The organism is Enterococcus crotali (genome assembly GCF_000633635.1).
Classification (GTDB): domain Bacteria; phylum Bacillota; class Bacilli; order Lactobacillales; family Enterococcaceae; genus Enterococcus_L; species Enterococcus_L crotali.
Genome location: NZ_AYPQ01000001.1, coordinates 635,305 through 662,059, shown reverse-complemented (window position 1 = coordinate 662,059; position 26,755 = coordinate 635,305). Strand labels below are relative to the sequence as shown.

The following is a 26,755-nucleotide window of genomic DNA, read 5'->3' as shown; positions in this document are numbered from 1 at the left end:
GAAATGCGTTCATGCTACAAGTATAGCGTATATTATCTTCTTTTTAAATAAGGGATTCTATGATGCTACTCATTTCAATGATGTCTAGCACCCTATGTTATTAAAGGTAGATGAGCTCGTTTCGCAGTTAATTTTAAGGAGGAAATTTAGTATGACAGTAAAAGTAGGAATCAATGGTTTTGGACGTATTGGTCGTCTTGCATTCCGTCGCATCAAAGAAGTTTCTGATGATATCGAAGTTGTAGCAATCAATGATTTGACAAGCCCCACTATGTTAGCACAATTACTCCAATTTGACTCAACTCATGGAACATATCCAGGAAAAGTCACAGCCACAGAAGACTCAATCGTAGTTGATGGTGAAAAAACAAAGGTTTATGCGGAAGCTGATGCCAGCAAATTAAAATGGGTCGAAGAAAACGGTGTGGATATTGTTTTAGAATGTACTGGTTTTTACACTTCTGAAGCAAAAGCACAAGCTCATATAGATGCAGGAGCAAAACGTGTTGTGATTTCAGCGCCAGCTGGTGATATGAAAACAATCGTTTATAATGTGAATGATGATACCTTGACTCCGGAAGATACAATCATTTCTGCTGGATCTTGTACAACTAATTGTTTAGCGCCTATGGCTTACTTCTTAAATAATGAATTTGGAATTGAAGTGGGTACAATGACTACTGTTCATGCCTATACCTCTACTCAAATGTTATTAGATGGTCCAGTAAAAGGTGGCAATTTGCGAGCAGCACGTTCTGCCGCTGATAATACGATCCCTCATTCAACAGGAGCTGCTAAAGCTATTGGTTTAGTTATTCCAGAATTAAATGGAAAACTGCAAGGTCATGCACAACGTGTTCCTGTCGTGGATGGTTCTTTAACTGAATTAGTCTCTATTTTAAAAACAAAAGTAACAGCTGATCAAGTAAATGAAGCGATTAAGAAACATACAATCGATAACCCATCATTTGGCTATGATGATCGCGAAATCGTCTCTGGTGATGTCATTGGAACAACAGAAGGCTCTATTTTTGACCCAACTCAAACGGAAGTGACAACTTCTGGTGACTTCCAATTAGTTAAAACCGTCGCTTGGTATGATAACGAATATGGGTTTACTTGCCAAATGATTCGTTTATTAGAAAAATTTGCTAATTTATAAAAAATTATTTTTTATAAATTAAATAGATAAACCTCTTAGAATTGATTTTATCAGTTCTAAGAGGTTTATTTTAATTGATCAATCAAGCATGTTCTGCAATATAGTTCACTAATTCCTCTGTCTCATCCCAGCCTAAACATGGATCCGTAATAGACTGTCCAAAAATTTTTCCATCAGCTTCTTGACGACCACTTTCAAGGAAACTTTCGATCATAAACCCACGTACCCATTGCTTCATATCCTTATTCCACGAGCGATTAAACAACGTTTCTTTGACGATTCTGATTTGTTCTTTATATTGTTTTCCTGAATTGTCATGATTCGTATCAATAACAATAAACGGATTTTGGTAATTGCCTGCTTTATAAAGATCAACCACTTTTAGCAAATCTTCGTAGTGATAATTAGGGATATTCTCACCATATTCATTCAAACCACCTCTTAAAACAACATGCGCTAACGGATTAGAGCTAGATTCTACTTCAAGTCCATTAAAAATAAATTCTTGCTTTTGTTGTGCTGCGTATAGTGAATTGAATAATACTTTAAGATTGCCGCTAGTTGGATTTTTCATGCCTGTTGGCTGGTCGATTCCACTAGCAACAAAACGATGCTGTTGATCTTCAACAGAACGCGCGCCAACTGCAATATAGCTGACTAAATCTTGAACAAATTCAAGGTTTTCTGGATAGAGCATCTCATCAGCTGTCGTCAAACCAGTTTCACTGATAACACGATTGTGCAAACTACGAACCGCTGCAATTCCTTTGATTAAATTGCTTTCGCCTTCTGGATTTTGCTGATGCAACAAACCTTTATAGCCGTCGCCATTGGTTCTAGGTTTATTGGTATAAACGCGAGGCACCATAAAAATTTTATCTTGGACTTTTTCTTGTAGTTTAGCTAGACGAATGACATACTCCATCACAGCTTCTTCATTATGAGCAGAACAAGGACCGATCACTAAAAGAATTTTGTCGCTTTTTCCCTCGATGATTTCTTTTAACTCTTGATCCCGAATTGCCTTTATTTGCTCTTGTGCGGGTGTTAATTTAGATAAGGATTTGACTTGTTCAAAATTGATTGGTTGGCTTAATGATTTAAAACTCATACGATAACTTCCCTTCATTTTTCTTTTAATCAAACAATAAAAAAAGCCTCGTCCTCTTCATTTCTGAAAAGGACGAGACCGAATGATCCGTGTTACCACCTTTGTTTACAATCAGCTTACACTCATTGACTTGTCAGGTACAAAATTATACCCTGGCACAATAACGGGTGCGCTTAACCGTCACAGCTACTCGATTCGGTGTGAAGTTCAAAGAGGAATTCAGATACATTAGGTTTGTGCGCCTCTCAACAACCGGCTGCTTTCTGTACACCTGTAGTATCTTACTAGTTCTTATCAAGACTTTTATTGTTTATTGAAGTCATTGTATGAGATTCTTTGAGAATTGTCAATCTTTTTTCATAAGGAAATGAAAAATTGTATTTACTCTACGCAGCAACAAGAGAGTATAGCAAATACGTTTAACCTCCGAGAATCAAGTAGGCACTCCAAAGATTTTAAATCTAAGGACAACTTTTACTCATAATGTGAAAGCTCTTAGTTCGCTTCTTGGTTTGATTGAGTTTTCTTTTTTTGTTGACATTCTTGACAAATGCCATGAAACGTCAAGCGGTGGTCTTTTACCACAAAATGATAGCGTTGTTCGATTACTTGCTCTACTTCGCCTAATAAATCCTCTTCCACTTCTTCAATGTTGCCACATTCTAAACATAAAAGATGATGATGAAAGTGCTTTGCACCTTCTTTTCGTAAATCATAACGAGCTAACCCGTCATTGAAGCTTACCTTGTCTACGACTTTTAAGTCAGTTAAAATTTCTAATGTACGATAAACTGTTGCAAGACCAATCTCCGGACTTTTTTGTTTAACTAAGAAATAAATTTCTTCTGCCGATAAATGATCCTTCTCATTTTCCAATAGTACCAAGACTGTTGCTTCTCGTTGAGGCGTCAGTTTGAAACCAGATTCATGCAATTGTTGTTTAGTTTTTTTTAAAGCAGCAGTAGAATCCATGAAAGCAGCCCCTTATTTATAATTATTTTAATCTAGAACAATATTTAACTGTATCAAATTATAATAAGTATAAATTAACTCAGAAATATTTGCAAGTGATTCTCAATTAGAATCAGAAAACAATTATTGTTCCTGTTGTTCTTCTTTTAATAGCGTAAATCCATCTTTTTGAGCAATCTTTCCCTGCTTCAATAAATTCCCTATCGCACGCTTAAATTGAGCTTTGCTGATCCCGAAAGTCTGTTTGATTTCCTCCGGATTTGATTTATCAGTAAATGGAATTTTATGATCCACTGCCCGCTCCAAAAAAGTTAATATCATAGATGCATCATCCCCGATTGCTTCATGAGCACGTGGTTTTAATGAAATATTGATAATACCGTCTGGACGTACACCGATCACACGCCCATTCACACGTTCACCTAAACGAGGCTCTTGGTAACGCTCTGAAGGGTGAATAAATGCAATATAAAAATCATCTGTTAGGACAAATGAACCAATCATCTTCAAACGATAGACAATTCCACTGATATTTTCATTTTTTAAGGTTTCTGTTCCAGGTTTAGCCATCGCTTTAAATATTTTCTCGTCTGCTAATTCGCCCCAAATACGTTCTTTGTTATCAACCTTTAAAGAGACCATCAGTTGATCGCCTTTTTTCGGCCATAATTCACGCATTACAGGCAGTTCATCTAAAGAGACGACAATATCCTTATCCTTTAGACCAATGTCCACAAAGGCGCCTAAATCACGTCTTGTGCCAGTCACTGTTCCAAAAGCAAATTGCCCCACTCGAGCAATTGGAATCGTTGTAGTCATTTCCGGTTCTTGTTTTTGATTCATATAACCAAAACCCTCTACCGCTTCGCCGATTTCATGATGCCCTTCTTCTTTTGACAAGCGTAACGTGATCCCATTTTTTTGTAAAAAGTAGTAACTTTCATTTTCATCAATTACCAATGCTGTAAAAATTTGCGCTAATAATTCGTTCATAATTTTCTCCTTCTGGCACTTAGCCTAAAAAAATACGTAGTAATGCAATTGTAACAATTCCTACCACAACAGTTTTCATTAAATCTTTTGTTCGAATAGCAACAAGTAAAGTAGGAATACAACTTAACGCTTCTAACGTTTTTACTTTAGGAAAGCCTGTTGCCTGAACTTCTAAAATACTCTGAAACAAGAGCGCGGTCAAGATACAAATTGGAATATAAGATAAAAAACGGAGGAACCATTCTGGAAAGTCAACTCGCTTTGAAATCACAAAAGGAACAATCCTTGGAATCCAAGTGACCAATGAACAACCTAAAATCGTCAACAATACATAATTGCTACTCATGATGATTCACCATCCCAACTGCACAACCTAAAAGAGTTGCGAATAAAACCGAAAGCTCTGGTGAAAAAAAGCCCATAAAAAAGTAAAGTGACAAGCAGACTACACCTAAAACAATCAATGTTTTTTTTGTTTGTTTTCTAATTGGAACATCTATTTGTAAAATAAATAGTCCCGCAAACATTGCAACTAAGGCAAAGTCTAATCCAAGTAAGTAAGGATCTGGAATCCATGTCCCCAGTAACCCACCAACAATGGTTGATAGAATCCAAGTTAAGTAGGCTGTGATATTCAATCCGTGAGTCCACGCTGAACTGACTCGATTTTCATTATTCAAAACCGTCATGAGCACACCATAAGATTCATCTGTCAAAAGAGTTCCTATACCGATACTCGTGATCAATGGCTCTTTTTTAAAATAAGAAGCAACCGACATGCTCATTAAAAAGTGCCGTAAGTTAACTAAAAATGTAGTAAAAATAATAGCCGATATTGGGGAATGAATGGCTAACATCCCACAAATAATAAATTGTGCTCCGCCAGCGTATACTAAAATCGACATTAAAGCAATCTCTACTATAGATAAACCAACATTTTTACCAACTACCCCGGCAGCGATCCCAATGCCTAAATAGCCTAAAATCGTCGGAATACATGCGCTAACACCTTCTCTAAAGGTTAAATATTCTCTTTTTTCCATACCTGATTCTCCTTGTGCTAAATCAATCGTCATTGATCGTTTTGCTTGAATGATTCCACTGACATTACTACATTTAAGCGGATCAAGAGTGGGACACAACTTTGCATAAGTCACATCCCACTCTCCTATAATTTAAATCAATAACAGGGGCAAAAGCGATTTCTCCTCATCTCTTGAAGTGAAACATTCTGCTCCACTGTATCGATACCTTCATTTTTTATTTTCAATCAAATAAAATCATCTACCGGCATTTCTTGACGCGTTTCCTTTAAACCAACCAGTTTTTGCATTGATCGTGACTAAATACTGATTGTCTGATCCATACAGATTGTAATAGCCTTCCCCGTTAATGATTCTCGCTGGTTGCAACGAATACCCGCCAGCTGTAATATATCCGCGTTCAATACAGGTCGCAATGACTTTCTCTTGAACCCCTGGAGCCCAACTCCATGCAGGATTACTCATATCACTAACATCATTTTCATCAACAGAATATACTGGTGCAGTATAAACACCCTCTGCGTTTGGTGCAGAAAACGTATTGGAATCCGGCTGTATACCATTGGTCGTCTGTGCGTTGTTATTTTGATCGACAGCCGTTTGAGTTTCATTTGGTTGAACCGGCGTTTGAGCAGAGTTAGTTTGTTGTGAAGCTGCAACTGCTTCTGCATCGGTTAACGCTTTATCAGCTTTGGTCAATACATCAGTTAGTGGTTTACGCAAAGAATCACTTTTAACCTGATCTACTTCTGTTTTTGCTGCTGCATAATTCTCTCTGTTTAACGCTTCTGTTAATTCATTCTCTTTATAAAAAACAGCCACTGCAGCTTTTGCTTTTTGCAGTTGATCATATTGACTAGTTGCTTGATCAGTTGCTTGATTTAGCAATTTGTCAAACGCATCTTTTTCTTCGCGTTTGGCAAGATCAATTTTTTTATCCGCTTTAATCGCAGCATCATTTAGTTTATTGCCGTCAATAATTGGTTGAGCAAACAATTCATTGACGCTTGTGATCGCGGTTTGTTTATCCACTACTTTTTTATAAACAGCTTCTAAATTTTTATATTTTGAATCCTCTTTAAGTGTGTCAAGAGTTTCTTTGATCTTTTGAGGACTGACGCTCACCATTTCTGGCTTAAGAAATAGTTGTTTATCATCCGTAAAATAACTATTTAACTCTTTTTCTGTTTGTTCTGCTAGCTTTTCCTGCTGTTGCGTTACTTGACCGCCAGTGGCAGTTTTATTTTGTGTTTGGCTGTAAGCATACCAAGAACCACCAGCAAGTACAACGACCGCAGCTAAAATGAGTGACATTTTTTTATAATTTTTCCCTGCTGGTTTGCTAGAAGAAGTTTCGCTTTTTGACACTTTTGGCGATGGATCTCCCTTAACCGTTTTTTCAAATGGATCTGTCGAGCCAGTCTCTTCTTCACCATCTTTAAAGAAAATAGGTGCAGCATCCATCTCGATTTCATCCGGTTTTTTACTTTTAGATGAGATTTCTGAAGCTGTGCTTTTTGGCAGTGCCTTAGGACCAATTGTTTTGGCTTCTTCGACTATTTCTTCTGGTTTAGTAAATTTTGTAATATCTTCTGTCGATTCCTTTTTTTCCTCTTGATTTAGGTCGTTATCCGCAGGGGTTAATGAATTATGTTCTGATTCATTCGGCTTCGCTTCATCATGTTCTTTATCTTCTAATTCTGAATGATCACCAGTAGTTAAAACTTGCTCAGTATTTTGTTGTTTTTCTTCCGTCGATTGCCCTAGTTTCGTTGTTTCTTGTTCAACTTTAGTGGAATTTTCTGAGTTTAGTTTATCATTTTTATGTTCATTAATATATTGATCCAGCGCAGCAGTATTCACTAGCTCATCAGTCTTCTCAGTTGGTGGAACGGCCTCTGTTTTAAGCTGTTCAGCTTCGTTAGCTTCTGGGTCGACTTTTGTATCTGCTTGTTTTTTTTGTTCTTTCTCTGATTTATCAGTTATTTTTTCTTCTGGTTGTTGTTCATTAAACATTGTCATTACATGACCTATGCTCATATCCTTTAATTCAGACCATTCGATATTTTCGTTTTGATCTTTATTTAAAAAGTTGGAAGTCGACTCTTCTTTTTCGCTAGTCTCCTTCTTTTCACTCAGTTCTTTGTGGGCTGTTTCCTCTTCTTTAAGATCTTCTTTAAAAGAATAGCCGCATTTTGGACATACATCTTCATCATTATCTATTTCAGTTCCGCAATTCGGACATTGTTTCGTCATTCATTCCGCCTCACATTCTACTCATTCGTAAATCTAATCTACCATAAAATCGTGTTTCTTCCAATATGTAGTCTATAACTTTTTTGTTACGATTGTTAAAAACAGCCCCTTCCGAAAGAAATCGAAAAGAGCTGTTCAAATTTTTCAAGAAAAACTTCTTATTCTAGAAAGTCTTTTAATTGTTTAGAACGAGAAGGGTGGCGTAATTTACGTAATGCTTTGGCTTCGATTTGACGAATCCGTTCACGCGTTACACCAAACACTTTTCCAACTTCTTCTAATGTACGTGTACGTCCATCATCTAAACCAAAACGTAAACGTAAAACATTTTCTTCGCGATCCGTTAATGTATCAAGGACATCTTCTAATTGCTCTTTCAACAGCTCGTATGCTGCATGTTCAGCAGGACTTGTGGCATCTTGGTCTTCAATAAAGTCACCAAGATGAGAATCATCTTCTTCACCAATCGGTGTTTCCAATGAAACTGGTTCTTGAGCAATCTTCAAGATTTCACGCACTTTTTCAGTTGGTAAGTCCATTTCTGCACCGATTTCTTCAGGCGTTGGTTCCCGACCTAAATCTTGCAGTAATTGACGTTGAATACGGATCAATTTATTGATTGTTTCAACCATGTGTACCGGAATCCGAATGGTTCTAGCTTGGTCAGCGATCGCACGTGTGATTGCTTGACGAATCCACCACGTGGCATAAGTTGAAAACTTAAAGCCTTTACGATAATCAAATTTCTCAACAGCTTTCATTAGACCCATATTTCCTTCTTGGATCAAATCAAGGAATTGCATACCGCGTCCCACATAACGTTTCGCAATCGAAACAACCAAACGTAAGTTAGCTTCTGCTAAACGTTGTTTTGCTTCTTGATCGCCTTCTTCGATTTTTAAGGCTAATTCTACTTCTTCTGCTGCAGTTAATAATTGAACACGTCCGATTTCTTTTAAATACATACGGACAGGATCATTGATTTTAACACCAGTCGGGGCAGATAAATCTTCCATTTGGGCTTTTTCAGCAACTTTTGCGTCTTTTTTAAGACTATGTTCACTTGGATCACCATTTTCATCAACAACGCTGATTCCAGCATCTTCGACTTTTTGGATTAATTTTTCCATTTCATCAGCATTCAATGTAAATGGCGTTGCTAATTTGTTTGTTAGATCATCATAAAGAACATTGCCTTTCGGTTTGCTCTCTTTGATAAAGGCTGCCAATGCAGCTGCATATTTTTTTTCTGTTTCTTTTTCCATGAAAGAAGGCCCCCTTCATTTTTCCATTCGGTTAAATATATAAATAATAGTCTGATACGTTGTCTAAAGAGTTTTTTAAGACGCTGTACGACTTTTTTGCAATTGTTTTACTAAATTGACAACTTCGATCGCTAATTCATCAACCAACTGTTTATTCCCAAGACGCTCTGCTTCTTTTTTTTGCAATTGTTTTTCCTTAAGCTGATCTTCCAAACTGGAATTTTGGATCACCCTTATCACATCTGCAATTTCCCGTTCAGAACTTTCCTCTGAAATCGTCTGTAAAGAAATGTCGATCGCTAATTTTTTGATTGCAGCATCTTTTAGATAATCAATAAAATCAGCAAGCAGAAAATCAGAATGGATACTCATATAACTATCCAACAACAAATAGAGTTCTTGATATTGATCATGGGCAAAACTGAAGTCTGGTAACTGGATCAACTGATTACGCACACTTTGCTCATTCATCAAACGATATAATAGCGTCCGTTCAGCTTTTTCTACTTGAGTCAATGGCAATTTATTTTGAACAGATGGGATGACCGTTTGTTCAAGCATTTCTGGCGGCTCTTGCATATTCTCTATTTCATAGCTTGAGGCGGAGGTGACACTTGCGGCTGTCTTTCACGTCTTTTAGCAGAACGTTGTTGTGTTTCAAGCTGTTTTAGCTGCTCTTCTAAAGATTGGAAGGATAGCTGAAATTCTTTAGCTAACTGATTCAAGTAACGATCACGCTCTAAAGGTGATTGTACAAAGCTTAATTCTTGTAACAGCTCATTCACATAATCAAGCTGTTCTTTTTCATTGTTCATATTTCTCGTTAAACGATGGTACTGCATTTTAAAACTAAAAACCGTTTCTCGACCATGCAGCGCTAATTCACGAAATGATTCATTCCCATACTTTCGTAAATATTCATCTGGATCCAGTTTTTCTGGAATACTAACGATACTTAATTGAAAACGACTATGCTCGCCTAGCAGTGTAATGGCTCGATTGGTTGCTTCGACACCCGCAGTATCACCGTCATAACAAACCACAAGTTCTTTTGCTACTCGTTCAAGCTTACGGATCTGCTCATTTGTCAAACTCGTTCCCATTGAGGCAACACCACTGGTAATACCTGCCTGCCAAGCAGCGATCACATCCATAAAACCTTCAAACAAAAATACAGTGTTTTCTTTGCGGATTTCTTTACGCGCTTTATCGAAGTTAAATAATGTCTCTCTTTTATTAAACAAGACTGTTTCCGGACTGTTTAGATATTTCGGCATATCATCACCCGGAAAATCTTCTGTTTTGAGTAATCTTCCTGAAAAAGCAATCACATTTCCACGATCATCATTGATTGGAAACATAACACGCTGATAAAAGCGATCTAAAAACTCGCCATTGTCTCTTTGGATAAAGAGCCCAGACTCTTTAGATAACGCTTCAGCTACCTCTTCATTTTGGAAAACTTGGCTCAAAAAGTCCCGTTTCTGAGGAGCAAATCCGATTTTAAACGTCTCAATAAGTTCCTTTGTTAAACCACGCTCGAGCAAATAATTTAAAGCTGGCTCGCCGATTTGAGTATTCATCAACACATGATGATATAAGTCTGCTGCTTTTTTGTGCAGTTCGATCAATTTACGATTTTGCAAGTTTTCCGTCGAATCAGACTCCATTGTATTGACCCAATCGATATTTACTGGGATCTGCTCTAATTCAGCCACTCTTCTTACGGATTCCGGGAAATTGATTCCTTCTATTTCCTGCAAAAAATTAAAAACGGTTCCGCCTTTTCCACAGCCAAAACAATGAAAAATTTGTTTGTCTTCTGCTACTGAAAATGAAGGGGAACGTTCTTCATGAAACGGACATAAACCCATATAATTCTTACCGGATTTTTTCAATTGAACATATTGTCCAACGACATCAACGATATTTGTACGTTGTCTTACTTCCTCTATCACTTCTTGAGGAATTCTTTGTGCCACTGTTCTCACCTCCTAAAAATAGCGAAACGCTAATTCACGTGATCAGTCAGTAAAAAAGCACTGAAATCTTCAGCGCGATTTTTAAAAGACACAATTACACATGTTTCATTGTATCATACTAAGCACAATTTTCAAGTAAATTGCACTTTAATTTTCATGAATGTTGGAATTCGCACAAATTAGTTTACATAATATGTATATGGTAACCTATATTCCGATAAACAAACGAAGAAAACAGCTCGTTGTTTTCTTCGTTTGTTTACTCGCTATTCTTCCCCGTGGGAATGATTGACTTGGTTCTTAGTCTCTTTCGCGGTCCACAGCTCTTTTGCAACCGGGATATTCCCAAGTTCTGTCATGTTACTTGGTAAGATAACTGTGTTTGTCTCACTTCTAACAACTTGTTTAAAGGCTTCTATCCCTAAATAAGCTAAAGCTTGCTCGTTTAAATCACTATCTTTGATCGCTTGATTCAAGGCTAAAATCCGTTGTCTTTCTGCTTCTGTTGTAATACGGATTCTTTCTGCTTCTGCATCCGCATCGATTTTTGTACGTTGTGCCCGAGCCTCTGCATCGATTTTCGTTTGTTTGGCTCTTGCTTCAGCATCAATTTGCATTTGTGAAGCATTGGCCTCTGAATCTAAAATAATCGATTGTTTTCTACCTTCTGAAATCGTGATCGTTGATTCTTTATCCCGACTTGCAGTGATCAGTTTGTTCATTGAGTTGACAATTTCATCTGAAACAGAAATTTCTCCAATATTGATTCGATCAATAGACAACCCATATCCAGCTGTAATATCTTTTACACTTTCAAACAAACTTACATTGATCTCTTCTGTACCGTTAAGAACTTCATTTAAGTCCATTTTACCAATGATTCCACGTAAATTTGACTGACAGTCTTGTATCATCGATGTAACTGAGTCTTCGTTATCATACACAAATGCCCGAACATCCGTCACATGATATTTAATTGCTTCATCAACTTCTACAATTACATTATCACGAGTGATCACACTTTGAGACTCAATCTCTAACGGCGTTTGTTTTAAGGAAACACGACCTCTTACTTTGTATAATACCGGAATCAAGAAGTGAAGACCTGGATCGATCGTTTTGACATATTTTCCAAAGCTTTCGACGATTTTGACCTCACCTTGTTGAACAATGATCACCATTTTTGAGACAAGTACCAAAATTAAAACCAAAACGATAATAAAAATTAGAATATTAAGGATTATCAAGATAATTCACATCACTTTCAAATAGATAGTTGTTTACCGTTACAAATAATTCAGTACTAGAAAAATCTACGACTTCTAGCATAGCCCCTTTTTCAGGGATACCATTTACTACGCGATACATGTAGGGGCTACCGTAAATCCGAACAACTCCATTAAAATTATCTGTTGCAGACCGAAAACACTTCCCAATCGTTTTACGCATTTGATACTCTCCGCTCATCGATACCCCTCCCTATTTTTCACATTTTTCTTCCCTTTTTTAAAGCTCTTTGATTGTTTTTCCTGCTCGTTTCATTTGAAAAAGACCAATCATGATCCGAACAGTGATATTGATAAGCATCATTACCGCAAAAATCGGTAACGTTTGCTGAGTTAAAAAGCCTACTTCTAAAATACTATGGAACAGCATGGCTGCTACATAAATGCCACCCACTGTTGTAATTGCTAAGAAAATACGTAATGGATTGAACGGTAAACATGCACGAACAACAGCCATACAGCTAATACCGATCAATAAATAATACATCAATGTTGTGGTATCGATTTGAGTAAACCCTTGATTTTGTCCCAACAGGTATACTGCAACAATATTTAATACAACTAATACGGCGTTCACAGAAGCATTTCTTAAAGCTGTTGGTAAAAATTTCCCGTGTACTTTTCGTTTATCACTTTCAAATGATAAGAAAAACGCTGGATAGCCTTCGATCGCCAAATCGATCAATGTGATTTGGATCGGTATAAACGGGAACGCGATAGTTGTAAACACACAAATCATTGATAGAATAAATGAATAAATAGTTTTGATAAAGAACACACTGGCAACTTTCGTTACATTATTAACAACACGTCGACCTTCAAATAAAACATCAGGTAAAGTTGTAAAATCAGAATCCAATAGTACTAAGTTAGAAATCTGTCTTGTCGCGCCGTCGCCTTCTGCCATGGCAATACTACAATCAGCTTCTCTTAAAGCTAAAACATCGTTAACACCATCCCCAGTCATAGCAACCACATGATCGTTATCTTTTAATTCACGAACGATCGTACGTTTTTGTTGAGGAGAGACACGCCCAAAAACAGTATACTCATGAACGGCTTTACGAACTTCTGCTTCTGTCTCCATCGTTGAAAGATCAACGTAAGATTCATAACCAAATAATCCAGCACGACGGGCAATATTAGAAACAGTTACTGGATTATCTCCAGATATTACTTTAAGATCAATTCCTTCTTCTCGTAAGTAGCCAACGTCTCATTTGCATTTTGGCGAATCGGGTCATCAATTTCTAAAATAGCTAACGGTTCTAAGTAAGGCATTTTTTCTTCATCTAACGGCGTGTTTTCAGCAATACCCAACATCAATACCCGATAACCGTTTCCTTGTGCCTCGATGACTTCTTTAGGTAAGCGGTCATCGGCAAACAATCGTTCCGGCGCCCCAAGATAAACTGTTCCTAATTCGTTAAATTCAATTGCCCCCCATTTTCTTTCAGATGAAAATGGTAATGCCCTTACAGCACCATAACGATTAGAAAGTTCAAAGTACTCTCGAATTGCTTGCATCGTAATATTATTATCAGTACTTTCAGCCAAATAACTACCAATGATTTGTGGGAAATGCTCATGATAATTTGCATGCAATACTTCTACTTTTTGGACTTTCATTTTTCCTTCTGTAATCGTTCCAGTCTTATCCAAACACAGTGTATCAACATGTGCTAATGTTTCAATTGAATACATATCTTGAACTAAAATTCTCTTTTTAGCCAGCTTTACCACACCAGTTGTTAACGTGATACTAATCAGCAGAACTAAACCCTTAGGCAACATTCCAAGTAAGGCCGCAGCTGATGCAACCACAGAAGCTTCAATCCCAGAGTTGCGGATCATAAAACCTTCTACAAATAAAATAATCCCTAATGGAATAATTACTAAGCTGGTAAATTTTGATACTTTACGGATCGAATTCACTAATTCAGATTGGATCGGCTTGTGTACTTTCGCTTCTGCGGTGATTTTTACTGCATAGTTATCAGCGCCTACGTGAATGACCTTTCCATAAACTTGACCACTCGCTAGAAAACTACCAGATAATAAAATCGCTCCTTCTGTCTTCTCAATTAAATCTGACTCACCAGTCAATAAAGCTTCATTGGCTTCTGCTTTTCCGTCTAAAACTTCTAAGTCAGAAGGTACCTGTTCTCCAGCAGAAATCACTACGATATCATCCATTACTAATTCTTTCGTATCGATTTCTATCTCCTTGCCGTCTCGAATAACATGAACACTTTCTTTGGCAACGATCGATAATTTCTGTACTAAGTTTCTAGCATGGATTTCTTGATAGATTCCCATCCCCATATTTACTAATATAATGGCTAAAAATGCTAGGTTGGAATATGCACCAACAAATAGCAGACAAAGCGCAATCCCAAAGTTTAAAAAGTTAAACAGCGTCATTACGTTATCATAAATAATAGTTTTCGTAGACTTAGCTACGTTTTCCTCGTAGTCGTTTTGTAAACCTTGTTTTTTTCGTTCCTCAACCTCTAATTGAGTCAATCCTTGTTTTAGGTCAAACTTATTTGTCATGGATTTGGTTCCCTACTTTCTCCTTGTTAAAAATACATCCTCTTTAGTTTACTTGTTAATAGAAAGAACTTCAAGAAAATCCTTAAGAATTCGTACTTTTTATCAGACGATATTCTTAAGGATCGATATTTTTGATCATTCGATTATTTTAACCATTTAATAAACTGCTCATTCATCTTGACTAAATCAGCATAAAACATGTTTCCGCCATTGCTATATAAAAATCCACCATTGTAGATCAGTGCCTGTGGACGATAATAGCGATATGTCTTTTGCTCGTCATTTCCCAATAACGGAGATAGTACTTCTCTTGAATATTCTTCAGCCAAACGAATTGAATTTTTTCCACCACGTTCTTTTACAAACTGAATATAATCTAATCCAAAATTATACGCTTGAACAGCAGTCCAAATATCGCTACCTGCTTCATCAGCCTTTTCGATTGCTTGTGCTAAAAATGATACACCAGTATCTATGCTTTCTTTTGTAGTCCCGATCATCTGTCGTTTACCATAGGCACTTTCACTACTTTGCATCAGATCTTCTGTCCGACCTTTTGATTCCGTATAAATAATGGCTAACACTAAATTTTTGTACTCTGGAATGTTATTTGCTTTGACTGCCTGTTCTACCTCAGCTTCATAGGTCATTACCTGCTGAACGTTTTGTCGAATTTGGTAGCCTAAGTAACCTGCACCGATAATCAACAGTAGAAGAAACAAAAGCAATAATTTTTTTACGATTTTCATCAATTTGCCCATCTTATCATCCAAACTTTTTGTGAGTAGTTTTTATCATACTTTATTATTAAAAAAAAATCTAAAAAAAGGAGCATTCTTTATGATTCTTTAATAAAAATTTGATGCACGCTTTCCTCGTTTCAGTTTGAAATCTAAGCAAAAACCGATATACTAAGAAAGATAGGTGGTAACGATATGAAAAAACAAGAAAAGGCACTTTTAACTGTGGACAATAGTTCGATATATTATGAAGTATCTGGTGAAGGATTTCCTTTGTTTCTCTTACACGGCAATGGTGGCAGTGGAAAATATTTTGAAAAACAAGTACCTGAATTTAGTCGTTATTTCACTGTCTATACGGTTGATAGTCGTGGACATGCCCGTTCAACGAACACTCGCGACTCGCTCACCTTTGAAGAGATGGCCGAAGATTTATACCAGATTATGAAGCAAGAAAAAATCACACAGGCAAATATTGTCGGCTTTAGTGACGGGGCGAATCTTGCGATGGTTTTCACAAAAAAACACCCCGAAATGGTCCATCGCCTTGTTTTGAATGCTGGAAACACGGTGACTCAAGGAGTCCGTTTTCCTATAAGAGTTTTTACTGCTGTCGAATATGCCTTTTTACAGTTCCTTGCTTTATTCAGTAAAAAGGCGAAGAAACAACTTCTCACTGTTCGTTTAATGACCCACGATATTGGCGTTTCCAACATTGATTTACAACATTTTAAAGCTGAAACTTTGGTAATTGTTGGCAAATACGACATCATCAAGCGGTCACATTCAATTTATCTAGCAAAAGAAATTCCTCACGCTTCATTTGTCTTAGTTTCTAAACAAGGACATTCTTTTGCTAAGAAAGATCCGGAAACATTCAATCGAGAAATTTTAACATTTTTAAAAGAAAAGTAGGTGCTATTAATGAAGAACATGCTTCAATGGATCAAAGATCATCTTAGTTATTTTAAAACTATATTTATTTTCTCAGTCGTAATCATCGTCTTTCGTGAATTACTTTCGATCAGCAAAACAATTTCATTTGAACAACTGGGAGAAATTTTTCAAGATCTTGCTATTTGGAAAATTGGTTTGATGCTGCTTATTGGTCTGGTTGCTGTTTCGCCAATGATCGGCTACGATATAATCCTTAATAAAATATTGAAGCAAAAACCCAAAAAAAGTTTTCTTATAGAAAGCAGCTGGATGATCAATACGATCAATAATATTGCTGGATTTGGCGGTTTAGTCAGTATTGGCTTGCGCTCAGAGTTTTATGGAAAAGAAAAAGATGGGAAAAAAGTTGTTCAGGCTCTTTCAAAAATTCTGATCTTTTTGATGTCTGGACTCTCTATTTATAGCTTGATGGCCTTTTTCCTTGTTCTATTCGGTCATACCAATGATTACTTACAGCAATACTGGATTTGGTTGATTGGCGGAGGCCTGTATTTTCCAGTTGTTTTAATTGTGAGCTTGATCAGAAAAGATGACTACATTGGGGATATTGATAATCAAACGCGTGCTGGACTTATCTTGACTTCATTTTTTGAATGGACTGGGGTTTTAGGTAGCTTTATTCTAATCGGTATGTTGATGGGCATCAAGATGAATCCTCTTCAAATCATCCCTCTTTTTATCGCTGCTTCAGTGATCGGCATTGTGTCGATGATTCCAGGTGAACTTGGCAGTTTCGATATTATGATGATCGTGGGATTATCTGCTCTTGGAATCAATCGAGAAGTTGTAATTGCTTGGATTTTACTTTACCGTCTATTTTATTACATTATACCATTTATGATAGGTGCCCTCTTTTTTGTGAAAAATTTAAGCCATAGTTTAAATTCACGTTATTCGGGAATTCCAAGAGACCTGGCAACAGAATTAGCACATAAATTCGTTGTTTTCCTGATGTATTTTTCAGGTATTATGATTGTCCTTTCTGCTACGATCCCAGAAGCATTTAGTCAAATTAACTGGTTAAGGCAATTAAATCCACTTTCGTTTCACCTTATCACACAGCTTCCTGCTATTTTACTAGGTTTTTTGTTACTGATCACAGGACGTGGGATAGCTGCCAGAGTCAAACGTGCATACGTGCCAACAATTGGTTTAATACTAGTTACCTTAGTTTATACATTTGTGAAAGATTTTAGTTGGGGCATCCTTATTTTTCTTAGTCTTTTGCTTGTAATCATTATTTTTTCAAAAAGAGAATTATTCAGAGAACAATTAGTGTATTCTTGGGAGATGATTACGGTAGATGGTCTAATTTTTTTAGCCCTGACTATCTTATATATCGTGATCGGCGTATACAATTTGCCAACTTTTCCTCATCATAAGCGTCATTTTATCTCGTTCTTTTTCTTTCCTTCAGAAAAATTTGGTTTTCTGGATTTATCGGGATATTATTGGTTACATTGTTTAGTTATTTATTCATCCGTTATCTAGAGGGAAGTCGACATACCTTGGGTACCACCTTGGATGAGGAGCGTGCTCTCGCTCTTTTGACTACCTATGGCGGAAATACTGATAGTCAGCTGATTTTTCTCAAAGACAAAGACATGTACATCTACACCGATCAAGACAACGAAGATACAGTGTTGCTGCAGTTTAAAACATTCAACAATAAGTGCATTGTAATGGGCGATCCTTCTGGTAAAAAAGAAGATTTTCCAGCAGCTGTTGAACAGTTCATTAATGAAGCAGATCAATGGGGCTATCTTCCCGTCTTCTATGAATCATCTGAAGAAGTGGTGATGTTTTTACACGAATTCGGCTATGATTTTATTAAAATGGGAGAAGAAGCCCATGTGGATCTACCAACCTTTACATTATCTGGTAAAAAAATGAAAAGCGAGCGAGCGGTCATGAATCGTTTTACTAAAGAAAATTATCGATTCGAAGTCCTATCTCCCCCATTTTCTAGGGAATTGATGCAAGAGTTGAAACAAGTTTCTGATGAATGGCTAGGCAGCCGCAAAGAAAAAGGCTTTTCTCTAGGTTTTTTCTCTGAAAGTTATCTGCAACGAGGAAAAATAGCTGTTGCAAAAAATCAATCAGATCAAATTGTGGCTTTCGCAAATATTATACCTACTTACACTAAAGAAGAAGGCACGATCGACTTGATGCGTTATAGTAAAGAAGCGCCTTCTGGTGTGATGGATTATTTGTTTATTTCTCTATTCAACTATATGAATGATGAAGGATTTGCTTACTTTAATTTAGGTATGGCGCCTTTATCAAATGTCGGGACTTCTAAAAAAAGCTTTATTCAGGAAAGAATCGCCTATTTAGTTTACGAATTTGGCTCCCGATTTTATTCATTCCGAGGTCTACGCGACTATAAACAAAAATATGCTGCTAAATGGGTACCTAGATACACTTTGTATTCAAGAGATAGCTTCATCGCTTATGTAATGATTGCCTTATTGATCATCGATAATGCGCCGGTTGAGCAGCAAAAGAAAATGCATGGTGTTCGTCGGATTCTTAGAAATAGATATCAACGTTAAGGTGAAAAAGAGGAAATAGGCGCTTTTTACCACCGTTTAATAGCGTTTAGGGGAGGATGGGACAGAAGTATTTATTTCCGAACCCTTCAAATCTTAGTGCTTTAGCACTTAGAATTTGATGTGATCGAAGCGTAGGCCTTTAACTCTAGCATGTTCCATGCGTAGAAGTTAATGAGATCGAAACGAAGTGTAGTGTAGTGATTGCTTCTGCTCCTACCGTTTATCCGAATTCCAAGTGAGTGGGATATGACTCAGAGAGTTATGTCCCACTTACACCTATTTTGTTATCTCAACTTCAAATTCCTCATTAAGACAAGCTGTTCCAGAAATTTTGACTGTCTGTGCACCTGTTTCATCTTTTGTGACATGAACGAAAACGGAACCTTCCATTTGGACGTGTTTGCCTTGAGAGATAGTAATTTCTTTGACTTCCTCATCGATATAAATGTGTGTTAACGCATATGCTCCCATCACACCAGAAGCCGTCCCAGTCACTGAATCTTCTAATGTTCCAGAGAATGGCGAGGAAAAGTGTCTTGCTGTGAATAGCCCTGCTTGTTCGTCAAGAATTGCAAAAGGATGAATCGATGATCTAGGTAATTCCTGTAAAATCTCAGGAAAAACTTCCTGATTCGGCGCCATTTTATCTAAAGTTGCGGCATCAACCACAGGTAGAAGTAACGTCCAAGACCCTGTATTACCATATTGAATAGGCAAATCTGGATGAAGGTCTGAAGGCACAATACCTAAACTTTGACAAAGCGCTACACGATCTCCTTTAAAATCAATAAACTTGGGCGCTGCCTGTTCCATAGTAATTCTTTGTCGTTTTTCTTCGTACTGAATCGATAGTACTCCAGCGCTGGTTTCAATTTGCAGATTCTGATCACCTTTAGTCCTAAAAAGAGCGTAAATTGCCCCCATTGTTGCGTGTCCGCATAGTGGTGTTTCATGACCAGGCGTAAAATACCTTAATTTAACTGCGGCCTTCTCACTCGAACACACAAAAACAGTTTCGTTAAAACCAACTTGTTTTGCGATTTTTTGCATTTCTTCTGTAGTATATCTATCTCCCATTAGCACAACACCTGCTGGATTTCCTTGACCAGCGATAGTAGTAAAGGCATCCACCCTTAAAACGGTACATTTCATCCCTTCTGCCCCCTCTTCTCTTCTTTTTGATAAATAGTATAACATAAACGTGTTCGTTTGATTTCTAGTAATTAAAATAAAAGAAGAATCTCTGACTCGTATCATCAAAGATTCTTCTTTCTTTATTTTTCTATTTCAGTAACAATACCTGAACCGACAGTTCGACCGCCTTCACGAATAGAGAATGTCGTTCCTTGTTCCACCGCAATTGGATGAATCAATTCAACATCAATCGTAACATTGTCTCCTGGCATAACCATTTCAACACCATCTGGCAATTCTACGACGCCTGTGACATCAGTCGTGCGGAAGTAAAATTGCGGACGATAATTTGTGAAGAATGGCGTGTGTCGTCCGCCTTCTTCTTTTGTTAAGACGTAGACTTCGGCAATAAATTTTGTATGTGGAGTAATTGAACCAGGTTTTGCAATTACTTGACCGCGTTCGATTTCGTCACGAGTAATTCCTCTTAAAAGAACGCCCACATTGTCTCCTGCTTCGCCGTAATCTAATGTTTTACGGAACATTTCAATTCCTGTTACCACAGCTTTTTGCGTATCGGGTTTAATCCCAACAATTTCGATTTCATCCCCAACACTGACTTTTCCTCGGTCGATACGTCCAGAAGCAACGGTTCCTCGGCCAGTAATTGAAAAAACATCTTCCACTGGTAATAACAATGGTTTGTCCGTATCTCTTTCTGGTGTAGGAATATATTCATCCACTGTATTCATTAATTCCATAATCGCAGCTTCTGCGGTTGCGTCTCCTTGTAAAGCCTTCAAAGCTGATCCTTTGATGATTGGAGTGTCGTCTCCTGGGAAATTGTATTCATTCAATAATTCACGAACTTCCATTTCAACTAAATCAATCAACTCTTCATCATCAACTAAATCAATTTTATTAAGGAAAACAATCAAATATTTTACGCCTACTTGACGCGATAATAAGATATGTTCTCTTGTTTGTGGCATAGGTCCATCTGTTGCTGATACTACTAAGATCGCCCCATCCATTTGGGCTGCACCTGTGATCATGTTTTTAACATAATCTGCGTGTCCGGGTGCATCGATATGGGCATAGTGTCGAGCTTCTGTTTCATATTCTACATGTGATGTATTGATTGTAATCCCACGTTCACGTTCTTCTGGCGCTGCATCAATACTAGCATAGTCTTGCGGGTTTGCTAGGCCTTTTTTCCCTAATACTGTTGTGATTGCAGCGGTCAATGTTGTCTTACCGTGATCGACATGTCCGATCGTACCGATATTTACATGTGGTTTACTTCTGTCATAATGTTGTTTTGCCATTTTACAAACCTCCTATTTTGGTTAAAGGGATAGTAGAAAATCAAGTAATAATTGACCATCTCTGACCTTTATAGTGTTATTATATACCTTTTAAAAGAATCTACAAGTTATTTGCTTACTATTTATAAGTAAACGGTAAATTGCCAATGATAAAAAAAGAAGAACAGAAATCTCTCTGCTCTTCTTAGTCATATAGTGTTTAATTTTTATAAAATTGATCCATCTTCTTTTCGACAGCTTCCCCACAAACATTAGCAAATTCCGCTGATAGTCGGCGAAGTTCGATTGCATCATCTAAAGAAAGATCTTCTGTTTTAAATTTTTCAATCAAGCCTAATAGTTTTTCTGTATTGTCGTTCATACCATTACCACCTTTATTCTCCATCAACCACTTGCTCATATACGTTTTCATCATAAACAGTTAAGATGAATTGTTCTTTATATGACTTTGTTACCTCTTTTATTGACTCTATCAAATGAGATTCACAATCAATATAAAGAATGATTGCTTCAAATCGATCTTTTGTCTCTTTTAAAAAAACTGTTAAATCATCAAGTGTATTGTGTTTTGTAATTGTTTCATAGGCAGGCATTTGTTTTGCTCGAACAAAATTATGAGGAATGCTTCCAGGATAGCCGATAATCGCAATTTTCTTACCTGTGTGATCTTTTTTAACAAATTCCCAAATGTTGTCGATTTTCCTCGGATTGTTTCCTTTAATAATAATCATGTGATTATGCTCCTTTACTCTTCATCATACTTACCCAATATGACACAAAGAAACGATATGATCATCAACTGGCACTTCTTTGTGTCCAGTGTTATTCGCGCAAGATAATCTCCTCCTGATTTACAAGCTGAAAGAGCTCAATCAGCCGTGACAGGAAAATAGGAAAAATTGACTAAGGCGTTTTTTGCCTTATTCGATTTTTATCTTTTGCCTGAAAGGCTAGTTCTTGAAGCTAGATAATATAAAACAAGTACACTTTAACCATATCATAGAAAAAAAATAATGCAATAGAAGAAACAAAGCTACCTAAGAATATTCTTAGGTAGCTTTTATGTTCTTATTTTACAGTTACTTTACCGATTAACTCATTAGCAGAAACTGTTTGATTTGCTTTAGTTAAGTCATAACTTTCAACAACATCTTGATTTGTGAAAACAACAATCAAATCAGATTTTTTACCAGCTGTTTCTAACGCTGCTAGATCGATCGTTGCAATTTTATCCCCTTGTTTCAGGACTTGATTCTCTTCAACGTGCAAGGTAAATGGAGCGCCTTTAAGCTCAACAGTGTCTAATCCCATGTGTAACAATACTTCAATACCAGAATCAGTTTGGATTCCTAATGCATGTTTTGTTGGGAAGATACTTGTGATTCTACCTGCAACAGGTGTCGAAACTTCACCATCAGTTGGGATAACTGCAAAACCGTCACCCATCATTTTTGATGAAAAAACGTCATCTTGTACTTCTGAAATCGGAATAGCTTTTCCGTTTGCAACAGCGAATAATTCAGATTCTTTTGTCGTTGCTTTTTTAATTTCTTTTGGTGCTACAGTTTTCGATTCAGGCTTTTTTACAGGCTCACCTGAGGTAACTGGTGCAGCACCATTATGCAGCTTAGTCATTTCGTCAGCTACAAATTGAACTTCGGTACCAACAATAACTTGAATATTCGTGTCATCGATCACTTTCACCCCTGGTACACCAGTTGCTTTGATTTTTGCTTGATCGACTTTGCTTGTGTCATTAACAGTTAAACGTAAACGAGTTGTACAATTGTCGATTGAAGTAACGTTTGCATCAGCACCCAACCCTTGGTAGATCTTGTTTGCTAATACGGCAAATTTATTATCACCAGTCGTATCTAAATCAGGTGTTTCTTCGCCATCGCCTTCTTCGCGTCCTGGAGTCATTAAATTAAATTTAGTGATTGCAAAACGGAATGCAAAGTAATAAATAACAGCCACTACTAAACCTTGAACGACTAGCATCATTGGGTGGTTTGCAACTGGATTTTTTAGACTTAAGAAGAAGTCAACAAAACCAGCACTAAACGCAAAACCAGCAGTCCAATGCATGAATGCTGAAAATGCTAGTGACAGACCAGTTAGTACAGCATGCACTACATATAAAGGCCATGCAACAAACATGAATGAGAATTCCAATGGTTCAGTTACACCTGTAAAGAATGAAGCAAAACCTGCTGCTAACATTAACGAAGCAGTTACTTTTTTCTTTTCAGGACGAGCACATTGATAAATTGCAAAGGCTCCTGCTGGTAAACCGAACATCATTACTGGGAAGAATCCAGCTTGATACATACCAGTTTGACCAATAATAGCTTTACCAGAATCTAATGCTTGTTGTCCTGCTAAGAAGTTACCAATATCATTGATATTTGCAACATCAAACCAGAAAACTGAATTCAAGGCATGGTGTAAGCCTGTTGGAATCAACAAGCGGTTAAAGAATCCGTATAATCCAGCTCCAACAAAACCTAAGCTAGAAATAGCTTCACCAAACGTAACTAAGCCATTATAAACAACTGGCCAGATGAATAGTAAAACAAATGAAATTGCTAACATTGCAATAGCTGACATGATTGGAACTAAACGTTTACCACTAAAGAATGAAAGTGCCATCGGCAATTTCACATTTGAGAATCGGTTATACATTGCAGCAGCTGTCAAACCTGCAATAATTCCGACAAATACATTATTTCCCATGCTATTGAACGCTGGGCTTACATCAGCGATGTCTTTTAGCCCCATTAAGGATTGTACAGAAGCTGTACTTAATACAGATGAAGGAACTAAATATGCCACTAAACCAGCAAGTGCTGCAGACCCATCTTTATCCTTTGACATCCCTAAAGCTAAACCAACCGCGAATAATAATGCTAGATGGTCAAGAATAGCTAAACCACCATTCATTAAAAATGACGTAGCCGCACTAGGTCCCACTGTTCCTACGATCCAGTTTGCGATCCCTACTAATAGAGAAGCAGCTGGCAATACCGCTACAGGAAGCATCAACGAGCGTCCCATTCTTTGCATATATGCTTTCATTTTTGTTTCTCCCCTTGTCTGTTATTTGATCATCTTAAGCCGTTCGATATGAATCGCCAGATAACCTAATTCTTCATTTGGTACTTGATAGTGGAAATTTCTCATTAACAAAACTTGAACTTTTTTTGATATCTCGTAACTTTCTGCGTATTTTTTACGCACAACGTCCAATATCTCATCATCTAATACTGCATACTGACTTTGTTGGAAACGATGGATAAATAAACGTAAGTGATTAACTAATCGTGAATAACTTAGACTCATTTTTTCATCATGAATGTTGATCCCTAATTCCTGCTCGATCAAATGAATAATTTCTGAAACAATTGTGACCTCACGAATACTTTTACTATTATCCGTGCGACCACTGCGAGCACTGTGAATATGGATTGCAATGTAACCTGCCTCATCATAACTGAATGGAATACCTAACGTTTGCGTCAAATAATCCACTGCCCATTGTGCGATTGAAAACTCTTCGGTATAAAGAATTTCGATCTCATTCAAAAGTTTATTTCTTACGATAATATTATTTTGAATATTCTCTGCGGCAAACGCAATGTGATCACTCAAGCCAATATTGATATGCTCATTTAGCTTTTCACCAAGCACTGTCTCAGCATGGGTGATGATTTCTTCTGTGACAAAAAAATACTTTTCATCAATTTGTGATAATAAAACTTGAAGCTTTTTCACGCCTTCTGGTTCCATTACAAACATTCGTTCCACTTGTTGCGGGGGTAACAAATCATTTTTCTTTTTGTTAAAGCCCACGCCCTTACCAACTGCCACTTTTTCCTGCCCAGCATCAACAACGAGCACAGCATTTTGATTAAGTACCTTTTTAATTTTCATAAACATTCCTCTTCTGCAGAAGTAGATTGTCAGCTAACATGCATCAAGACAACAAAAAAAGCATAGAACAATCCCGTCAAAATATGAGTATATCATATTTTTTTGAAATTCTTCCATGCCTAGTATTATCTAGTCACATGAAAACGCTATTTGTTTTTGTTAACAGTGACAGTTTACAAAGATATAGACCATTTGTCAATCATTTTGATTCACTTTTTTCTTACAAAACTAAAAAAAAGCGTATTTTTTGCTTTAATGAATCAAATGTGAGTGCTCTCACACTGAGAACACCCATATTTTTAAATGTTATGCTTCTTCTTCAGGATCTGCATATTCATCTTCATCATCAAAGTCATCGTCTACATCATCTTCATCGATAATTGTAAGATCTTCTTCGATCCCTGGTAGCTCTTCTTCTTCGTCATCAGAATCTGCACCGATTTCTTGAAGGTCAGAGTTATAAGCTTTGATCTCCTCATCTTCTTCGTCATCGTCATCGTCATAAAGAATATCATCGTCATCATCATCCGTTAATTCTGCATCTTCCGGATCATCATCGTTGTAGTCGATCACATCTTCATCATTCGCATCAATGATGAAGGCATTAACTTTTTTACGTTTTCTACGACGTGGTTTGTCTTCTTCATCTTCATCTAAACCATGTGTTACTTCTTCGTCGATAGAATCGATTGGATACCATGAGCGCAAGCCCCAACGGTTATCTCCAAGAGAGATAAAACTGCCATCAATATTTAAGTCAGTATAAAATTGTGCTAAAGAGTCACGAATTTCGCTGTCAGATTTTCCAAGATAATTTTGAATTTGGTTTACTAAGTCAGAGAAGTCCATCACATCTTCACGTTGTTCTAAAATTGCGTGCGCAACTTCGATCATGGATAATTCATCTTTGTTCAACCCGTCAAATACATTAATTTCCAAACGGTACACGTCCTTTCACAGTCTACTCCTTATCATACAAAAACATGAAGAAAAAATCAATTGATTATTGCATAATTAAGCAGTAAATTCTAGTTCTAAATGATATTCCCCAATTTTTTCGGCCTGAGAATACAAATCGTAGTCGATCAAAATCGTTCCAGCAACAGGCTGATCTTTTAAGCTAAACCGTAAATTACGAGTAAACGTAGTGATTTGAAATAAACCGTAGGGAGTTTTATAGCTAGTTTCTAAGCGTTCCTGATAAGCGAATTTCAACCGCATTCTAAGACCACCTGCACGAATCAATTGTATCTTTCCGTCCGGTTCAACTTTGATCGTAACTGGAACTGCTTCGCCTTCTTCTTGCTCTTCTTTGTAACGAATATATAGCGTATCGCCAATTTTTACTATTTGGCCTTCCAAATCAAAATAAAAGTTCTTCTTTTCACCAGCTTGATCCACAACTGTTTTCAGCTGAATAGATACTGGTGTTCCTTGTGATAAATCCATTAAAAACACTCTCCTTAATATAAAACCCGTAGC

At 37.0% G+C, this 26,755-nt stretch carries 20 protein-coding genes, 3 pseudogenes and 1 other annotated feature; of the genes and pseudogenes, 3 read left to right on the top strand and 20 right to left on the bottom strand.

The window, feature by feature from the left end; translation table 11 throughout:
• Positions 1-151: 151 nt before the first annotated feature.
• Positions 152-1,162 (top strand): type I glyceraldehyde-3-phosphate dehydrogenase, encoded by a 1,011-nt coding sequence (gene gap / locus V192_RS0103125; protein WP_025868910.1) that lies wholly within the window; start codon positions 152-154, stop codon positions 1,160-1,162.
• Between the two features lie 82 nt (positions 1,163-1,244).
• On the opposite strand, the gene V192_RS0103120 is transcribed toward gap, so the two are convergent.
• The 12 genes and pseudogenes from V192_RS0103120 to V192_RS0103065 all read right to left on the bottom strand — a co-directional run bounded on the left by V192_RS0103120 (position 1,245) and on the right by V192_RS0103065 (position 15,387).
• Positions 1,245-2,273, bottom strand: a complete 1,029-nt coding sequence (locus tag V192_RS0103120) for a 3-deoxy-7-phosphoheptulonate synthase (RefSeq protein ID WP_025868909.1) — start codon at positions 2,271-2,273, stop codon at positions 1,245-1,247.
• Positions 2,274-2,338: 65 nt separating this feature from the next.
• Positions 2,339-2,580 (bottom strand) — a binding site (T-box leader).
• A gap of 188 nt (positions 2,581-2,768) precedes the next feature.
• Positions 2,769-3,245, bottom strand: a complete 477-nt coding sequence (gene fur / locus V192_RS0103115; RefSeq protein WP_025868908.1) for a ferric iron uptake transcriptional regulator — start codon at positions 3,243-3,245, stop codon at positions 2,769-2,771.
• A gap of 123 nt (positions 3,246-3,368) precedes the next feature.
• Positions 3,369-4,238 (bottom strand): CvfB family protein, encoded by an 870-nt coding sequence (locus V192_RS0103110; RefSeq protein WP_025868907.1) that lies wholly within the window; start codon positions 4,236-4,238, stop codon positions 3,369-3,371.
• A gap of 19 nt (positions 4,239-4,257) precedes the next feature.
• The gene (locus V192_RS0103105) at positions 4,258-4,584 is read right to left on the bottom strand and encodes an AzlD domain-containing protein (protein WP_025868906.1); all 327 of its coding nucleotides are present in this window, start codon (positions 4,582-4,584) and stop codon (positions 4,258-4,260) included.
• On the bottom strand, positions 4,577-5,281 hold the full coding sequence (locus V192_RS0103100; protein WP_025868905.1) for an AzlC family ABC transporter permease: 705 nt from the start codon (positions 5,279-5,281) through the stop codon (positions 4,577-4,579). Before V192_RS0103100 ends, V192_RS0103105 begins: the two co-directional genes overlap by 8 nt.
• Before the next feature lie 237 nt (positions 5,282-5,518).
• Complete coding sequence (locus V192_RS0103095) at positions 5,519-7,537, bottom strand: cell division site-positioning protein MapZ family protein (RefSeq protein WP_025868904.1); 2,019 nt, start codon at positions 7,535-7,537, stop codon at positions 5,519-5,521.
• A gap of 158 nt (positions 7,538-7,695) precedes the next feature.
• On the bottom strand, positions 7,696-8,802 hold the full coding sequence (rpoD, locus tag V192_RS0103090) for an RNA polymerase sigma factor RpoD (protein WP_025868903.1): 1,107 nt from the start codon (positions 8,800-8,802) through the stop codon (positions 7,696-7,698).
• A gap of 75 nt (positions 8,803-8,877) precedes the next feature.
• Positions 8,878-10,784: pseudogene (gene dnaG / locus V192_RS19140) on the bottom strand (DNA primase).
• A 266-nt stretch (positions 10,785-11,050) separates the two neighbouring features.
• Positions 11,051-11,965, bottom strand: coding sequence for an SPFH domain-containing protein (locus tag V192_RS0103080; RefSeq protein WP_420834549.1), 915 nt, complete (start codon positions 11,963-11,965; stop codon positions 11,051-11,053).
• Positions 11,966-12,017: 52 nt separating this feature from the next.
• A complete protein-coding gene (locus V192_RS0103075; protein WP_025868901.1) occupies positions 12,018-12,251 on the bottom strand; it encodes a hypothetical protein in 234 nt (77 codons plus the stop codon).
• Between the two features lie 39 nt (positions 12,252-12,290).
• Positions 12,291-14,626: pseudogene (locus tag V192_RS19135) on the bottom strand (cation-translocating P-type ATPase).
• Positions 14,627-14,769: 143 nt separating this feature from the next.
• The gene (locus V192_RS0103065) at positions 14,770-15,387 is read right to left on the bottom strand and encodes a lysozyme family protein (RefSeq protein WP_025868900.1); all 618 of its coding nucleotides are present in this window, start codon (positions 15,385-15,387) and stop codon (positions 14,770-14,772) included.
• Positions 15,388-15,561: 174 nt separating this feature from the next.
• On the opposite strand from V192_RS0103065, the gene V192_RS0103060 reads away from it, so the two are divergent.
• Together V192_RS0103060 and mprF are read left to right on the top strand one after the other, a co-directional pair.
• On the top strand, positions 15,562-16,281 hold the full coding sequence (locus tag V192_RS0103060) for an alpha/beta fold hydrolase (protein ID WP_025868899.1): 720 nt from the start codon (positions 15,562-15,564) through the stop codon (positions 16,279-16,281).
• 9 nt (positions 16,282-16,290) lie between these two features.
• Positions 16,291-18,878: pseudogene (gene mprF, locus V192_RS19130) on the top strand (bifunctional lysylphosphatidylglycerol flippase/synthetase MprF).
• 276 nt (positions 18,879-19,154) lie between these two features.
• Here mprF and V192_RS0103050 read toward each other — a convergent pair.
• From V192_RS0103050 to V192_RS0103015, 8 genes are all read right to left on the bottom strand, one after another.
• On the bottom strand, positions 19,155-20,135 hold the full coding sequence (locus V192_RS0103050) for a PhzF family phenazine biosynthesis isomerase (RefSeq protein WP_239644554.1): 981 nt from the start codon (positions 20,133-20,135) through the stop codon (positions 19,155-19,157).
• A 17-nt stretch (positions 20,136-20,152) separates the two neighbouring features.
• On the bottom strand, positions 20,153-21,340 hold the full coding sequence (tuf, locus tag V192_RS0103045; RefSeq protein WP_025868897.1) for an elongation factor Tu: 1,188 nt from the start codon (positions 21,338-21,340) through the stop codon (positions 20,153-20,155).
• A 199-nt stretch (positions 21,341-21,539) separates the two neighbouring features.
• Positions 21,540-21,725 (bottom strand): hypothetical protein, encoded by a 186-nt coding sequence (locus tag V192_RS19125; RefSeq protein ID WP_035010721.1) that lies wholly within the window; start codon positions 21,723-21,725, stop codon positions 21,540-21,542.
• Positions 21,715-22,071 carry a hypothetical protein gene (locus V192_RS0103035; protein WP_025868896.1) on the bottom strand — a complete coding sequence of 119 codons (357 nt, stop codon included), beginning with the start codon at positions 22,069-22,071 and terminating at the stop codon, positions 21,715-21,717. The genes V192_RS19125 and V192_RS0103035 overlap by 11 nt, the downstream gene beginning before the upstream one ends.
• Before the next feature lie 337 nt (positions 22,072-22,408).
• The gene (gene nagE / locus V192_RS0103030; protein ID WP_025868895.1) at positions 22,409-24,418 is read right to left on the bottom strand and encodes an N-acetylglucosamine-specific PTS transporter subunit IIBC; all 2,010 of its coding nucleotides are present in this window, start codon (positions 24,416-24,418) and stop codon (positions 22,409-22,411) included.
• A gap of 21 nt (positions 24,419-24,439) precedes the next feature.
• Positions 24,440-25,273, bottom strand: a complete 834-nt coding sequence (locus V192_RS0103025) for a PRD domain-containing protein (RefSeq protein WP_025868894.1) — start codon at positions 25,271-25,273, stop codon at positions 24,440-24,442.
• Positions 25,274-25,579: 306 nt separating this feature from the next.
• Entirely contained in the window at positions 25,580-26,212 is a 633-nt protein-coding gene (rpoE, locus tag V192_RS0103020) for a DNA-directed RNA polymerase subunit delta (RefSeq protein WP_025868893.1), read from the bottom strand.
• 75 nt (positions 26,213-26,287) lie between these two features.
• Positions 26,288-26,722: a YwiB family protein gene (locus tag V192_RS0103015; protein WP_025868892.1), complete on the bottom strand. Its 435-nt coding sequence runs from the start codon at positions 26,720-26,722 to the stop codon at positions 26,288-26,290.
• Positions 26,723-26,755 lie beyond the last annotated feature (33 nt).

Excerpts from the sequence above, each read along its gene's own strand:
- gap (WP_025868910.1), top strand. The coding sequence starts at position 152 with ATGACAGTAAAAGTAGGAATCAATGGTTTTGGACGTATTGGTCGTCTT.
- V192_RS0103120 (WP_025868909.1), bottom strand. The coding sequence starts at position 2,273 with ATGAGTTTTAAATCATTAAGCCAACCAATCAATTTTGAACAAGTCAAA.
- fur (WP_025868908.1), bottom strand. The coding sequence starts at position 3,245 with ATGGATTCTACTGCTGCTTTAAAAAAAACTAAACAACAATTGCATGAA.
- V192_RS0103110 (WP_025868907.1), bottom strand. The coding sequence starts at position 4,238 with ATGAACGAATTATTAGCGCAAATTTTTACAGCATTGGTAATTGATGAA.
- V192_RS0103105 (WP_025868906.1), bottom strand. The coding sequence starts at position 4,584 with ATGAGTAGCAATTATGTATTGTTGACGATTTTAGGTTGTTCATTGGTC.
- V192_RS0103100 (WP_025868905.1), bottom strand. The coding sequence starts at position 5,281 with ATGGAAAAAAGAGAATATTTAACCTTTAGAGAAGGTGTTAGCGCATGT.
- V192_RS0103095 (WP_025868904.1), bottom strand. The coding sequence starts at position 7,537 with ATGACGAAACAATGTCCGAATTGCGGAACTGAAATAGATAATGATGAA.
- rpoD (WP_025868903.1), bottom strand. The coding sequence starts at position 8,802 with ATGGAAAAAGAAACAGAAAAAAAATATGCAGCTGCATTGGCAGCCTTT.
- V192_RS0103080 (WP_420834549.1), bottom strand. The coding sequence starts at position 11,965 with ATGGTGATCATTGTTCAACAAGGTGAGGTCAAAATCGTCGAAAGCTTT.
- V192_RS0103075 (WP_025868901.1), bottom strand. The coding sequence starts at position 12,251 with ATGAGCGGAGAGTATCAAATGCGTAAAACGATTGGGAAGTGTTTTCGG.
- V192_RS0103065 (WP_025868900.1), bottom strand. The coding sequence starts at position 15,387 with ATGGGCAAATTGATGAAAATCGTAAAAAAATTATTGCTTTTGTTTCTT.
- V192_RS0103060 (WP_025868899.1), top strand. The coding sequence starts at position 15,562 with ATGAAAAAACAAGAAAAGGCACTTTTAACTGTGGACAATAGTTCGATA.
- V192_RS0103050 (WP_239644554.1), bottom strand. The coding sequence starts at position 20,135 with ATGATACGAGTCAGAGATTCTTCTTTTATTTTAATTACTAGAAATCAA.
- tuf (WP_025868897.1), bottom strand. The coding sequence starts at position 21,340 with ATGGCAAAACAACATTATGACAGAAGTAAACCACATGTAAATATCGGT.
- V192_RS19125 (WP_035010721.1), bottom strand. The coding sequence starts at position 21,725 with ATGGAGAATAAAGGTGGTAATGGTATGAACGACAATACAGAAAAACTA.
- V192_RS0103035 (WP_025868896.1), bottom strand. The coding sequence starts at position 22,071 with ATGATTATTATTAAAGGAAACAATCCGAGGAAAATCGACAACATTTGG.
- nagE (WP_025868895.1), bottom strand. The coding sequence starts at position 24,418 with ATGAAAGCATATATGCAAAGAATGGGACGCTCGTTGATGCTTCCTGTA.
- V192_RS0103025 (WP_025868894.1), bottom strand. The coding sequence starts at position 25,273 with ATGAAAATTAAAAAGGTACTTAATCAAAATGCTGTGCTCGTTGTTGAT.
- V192_RS0103015 (WP_025868892.1), bottom strand. The coding sequence starts at position 26,722 with ATGGATTTATCACAAGGAACACCAGTATCTATTCAGCTGAAAACAGTT.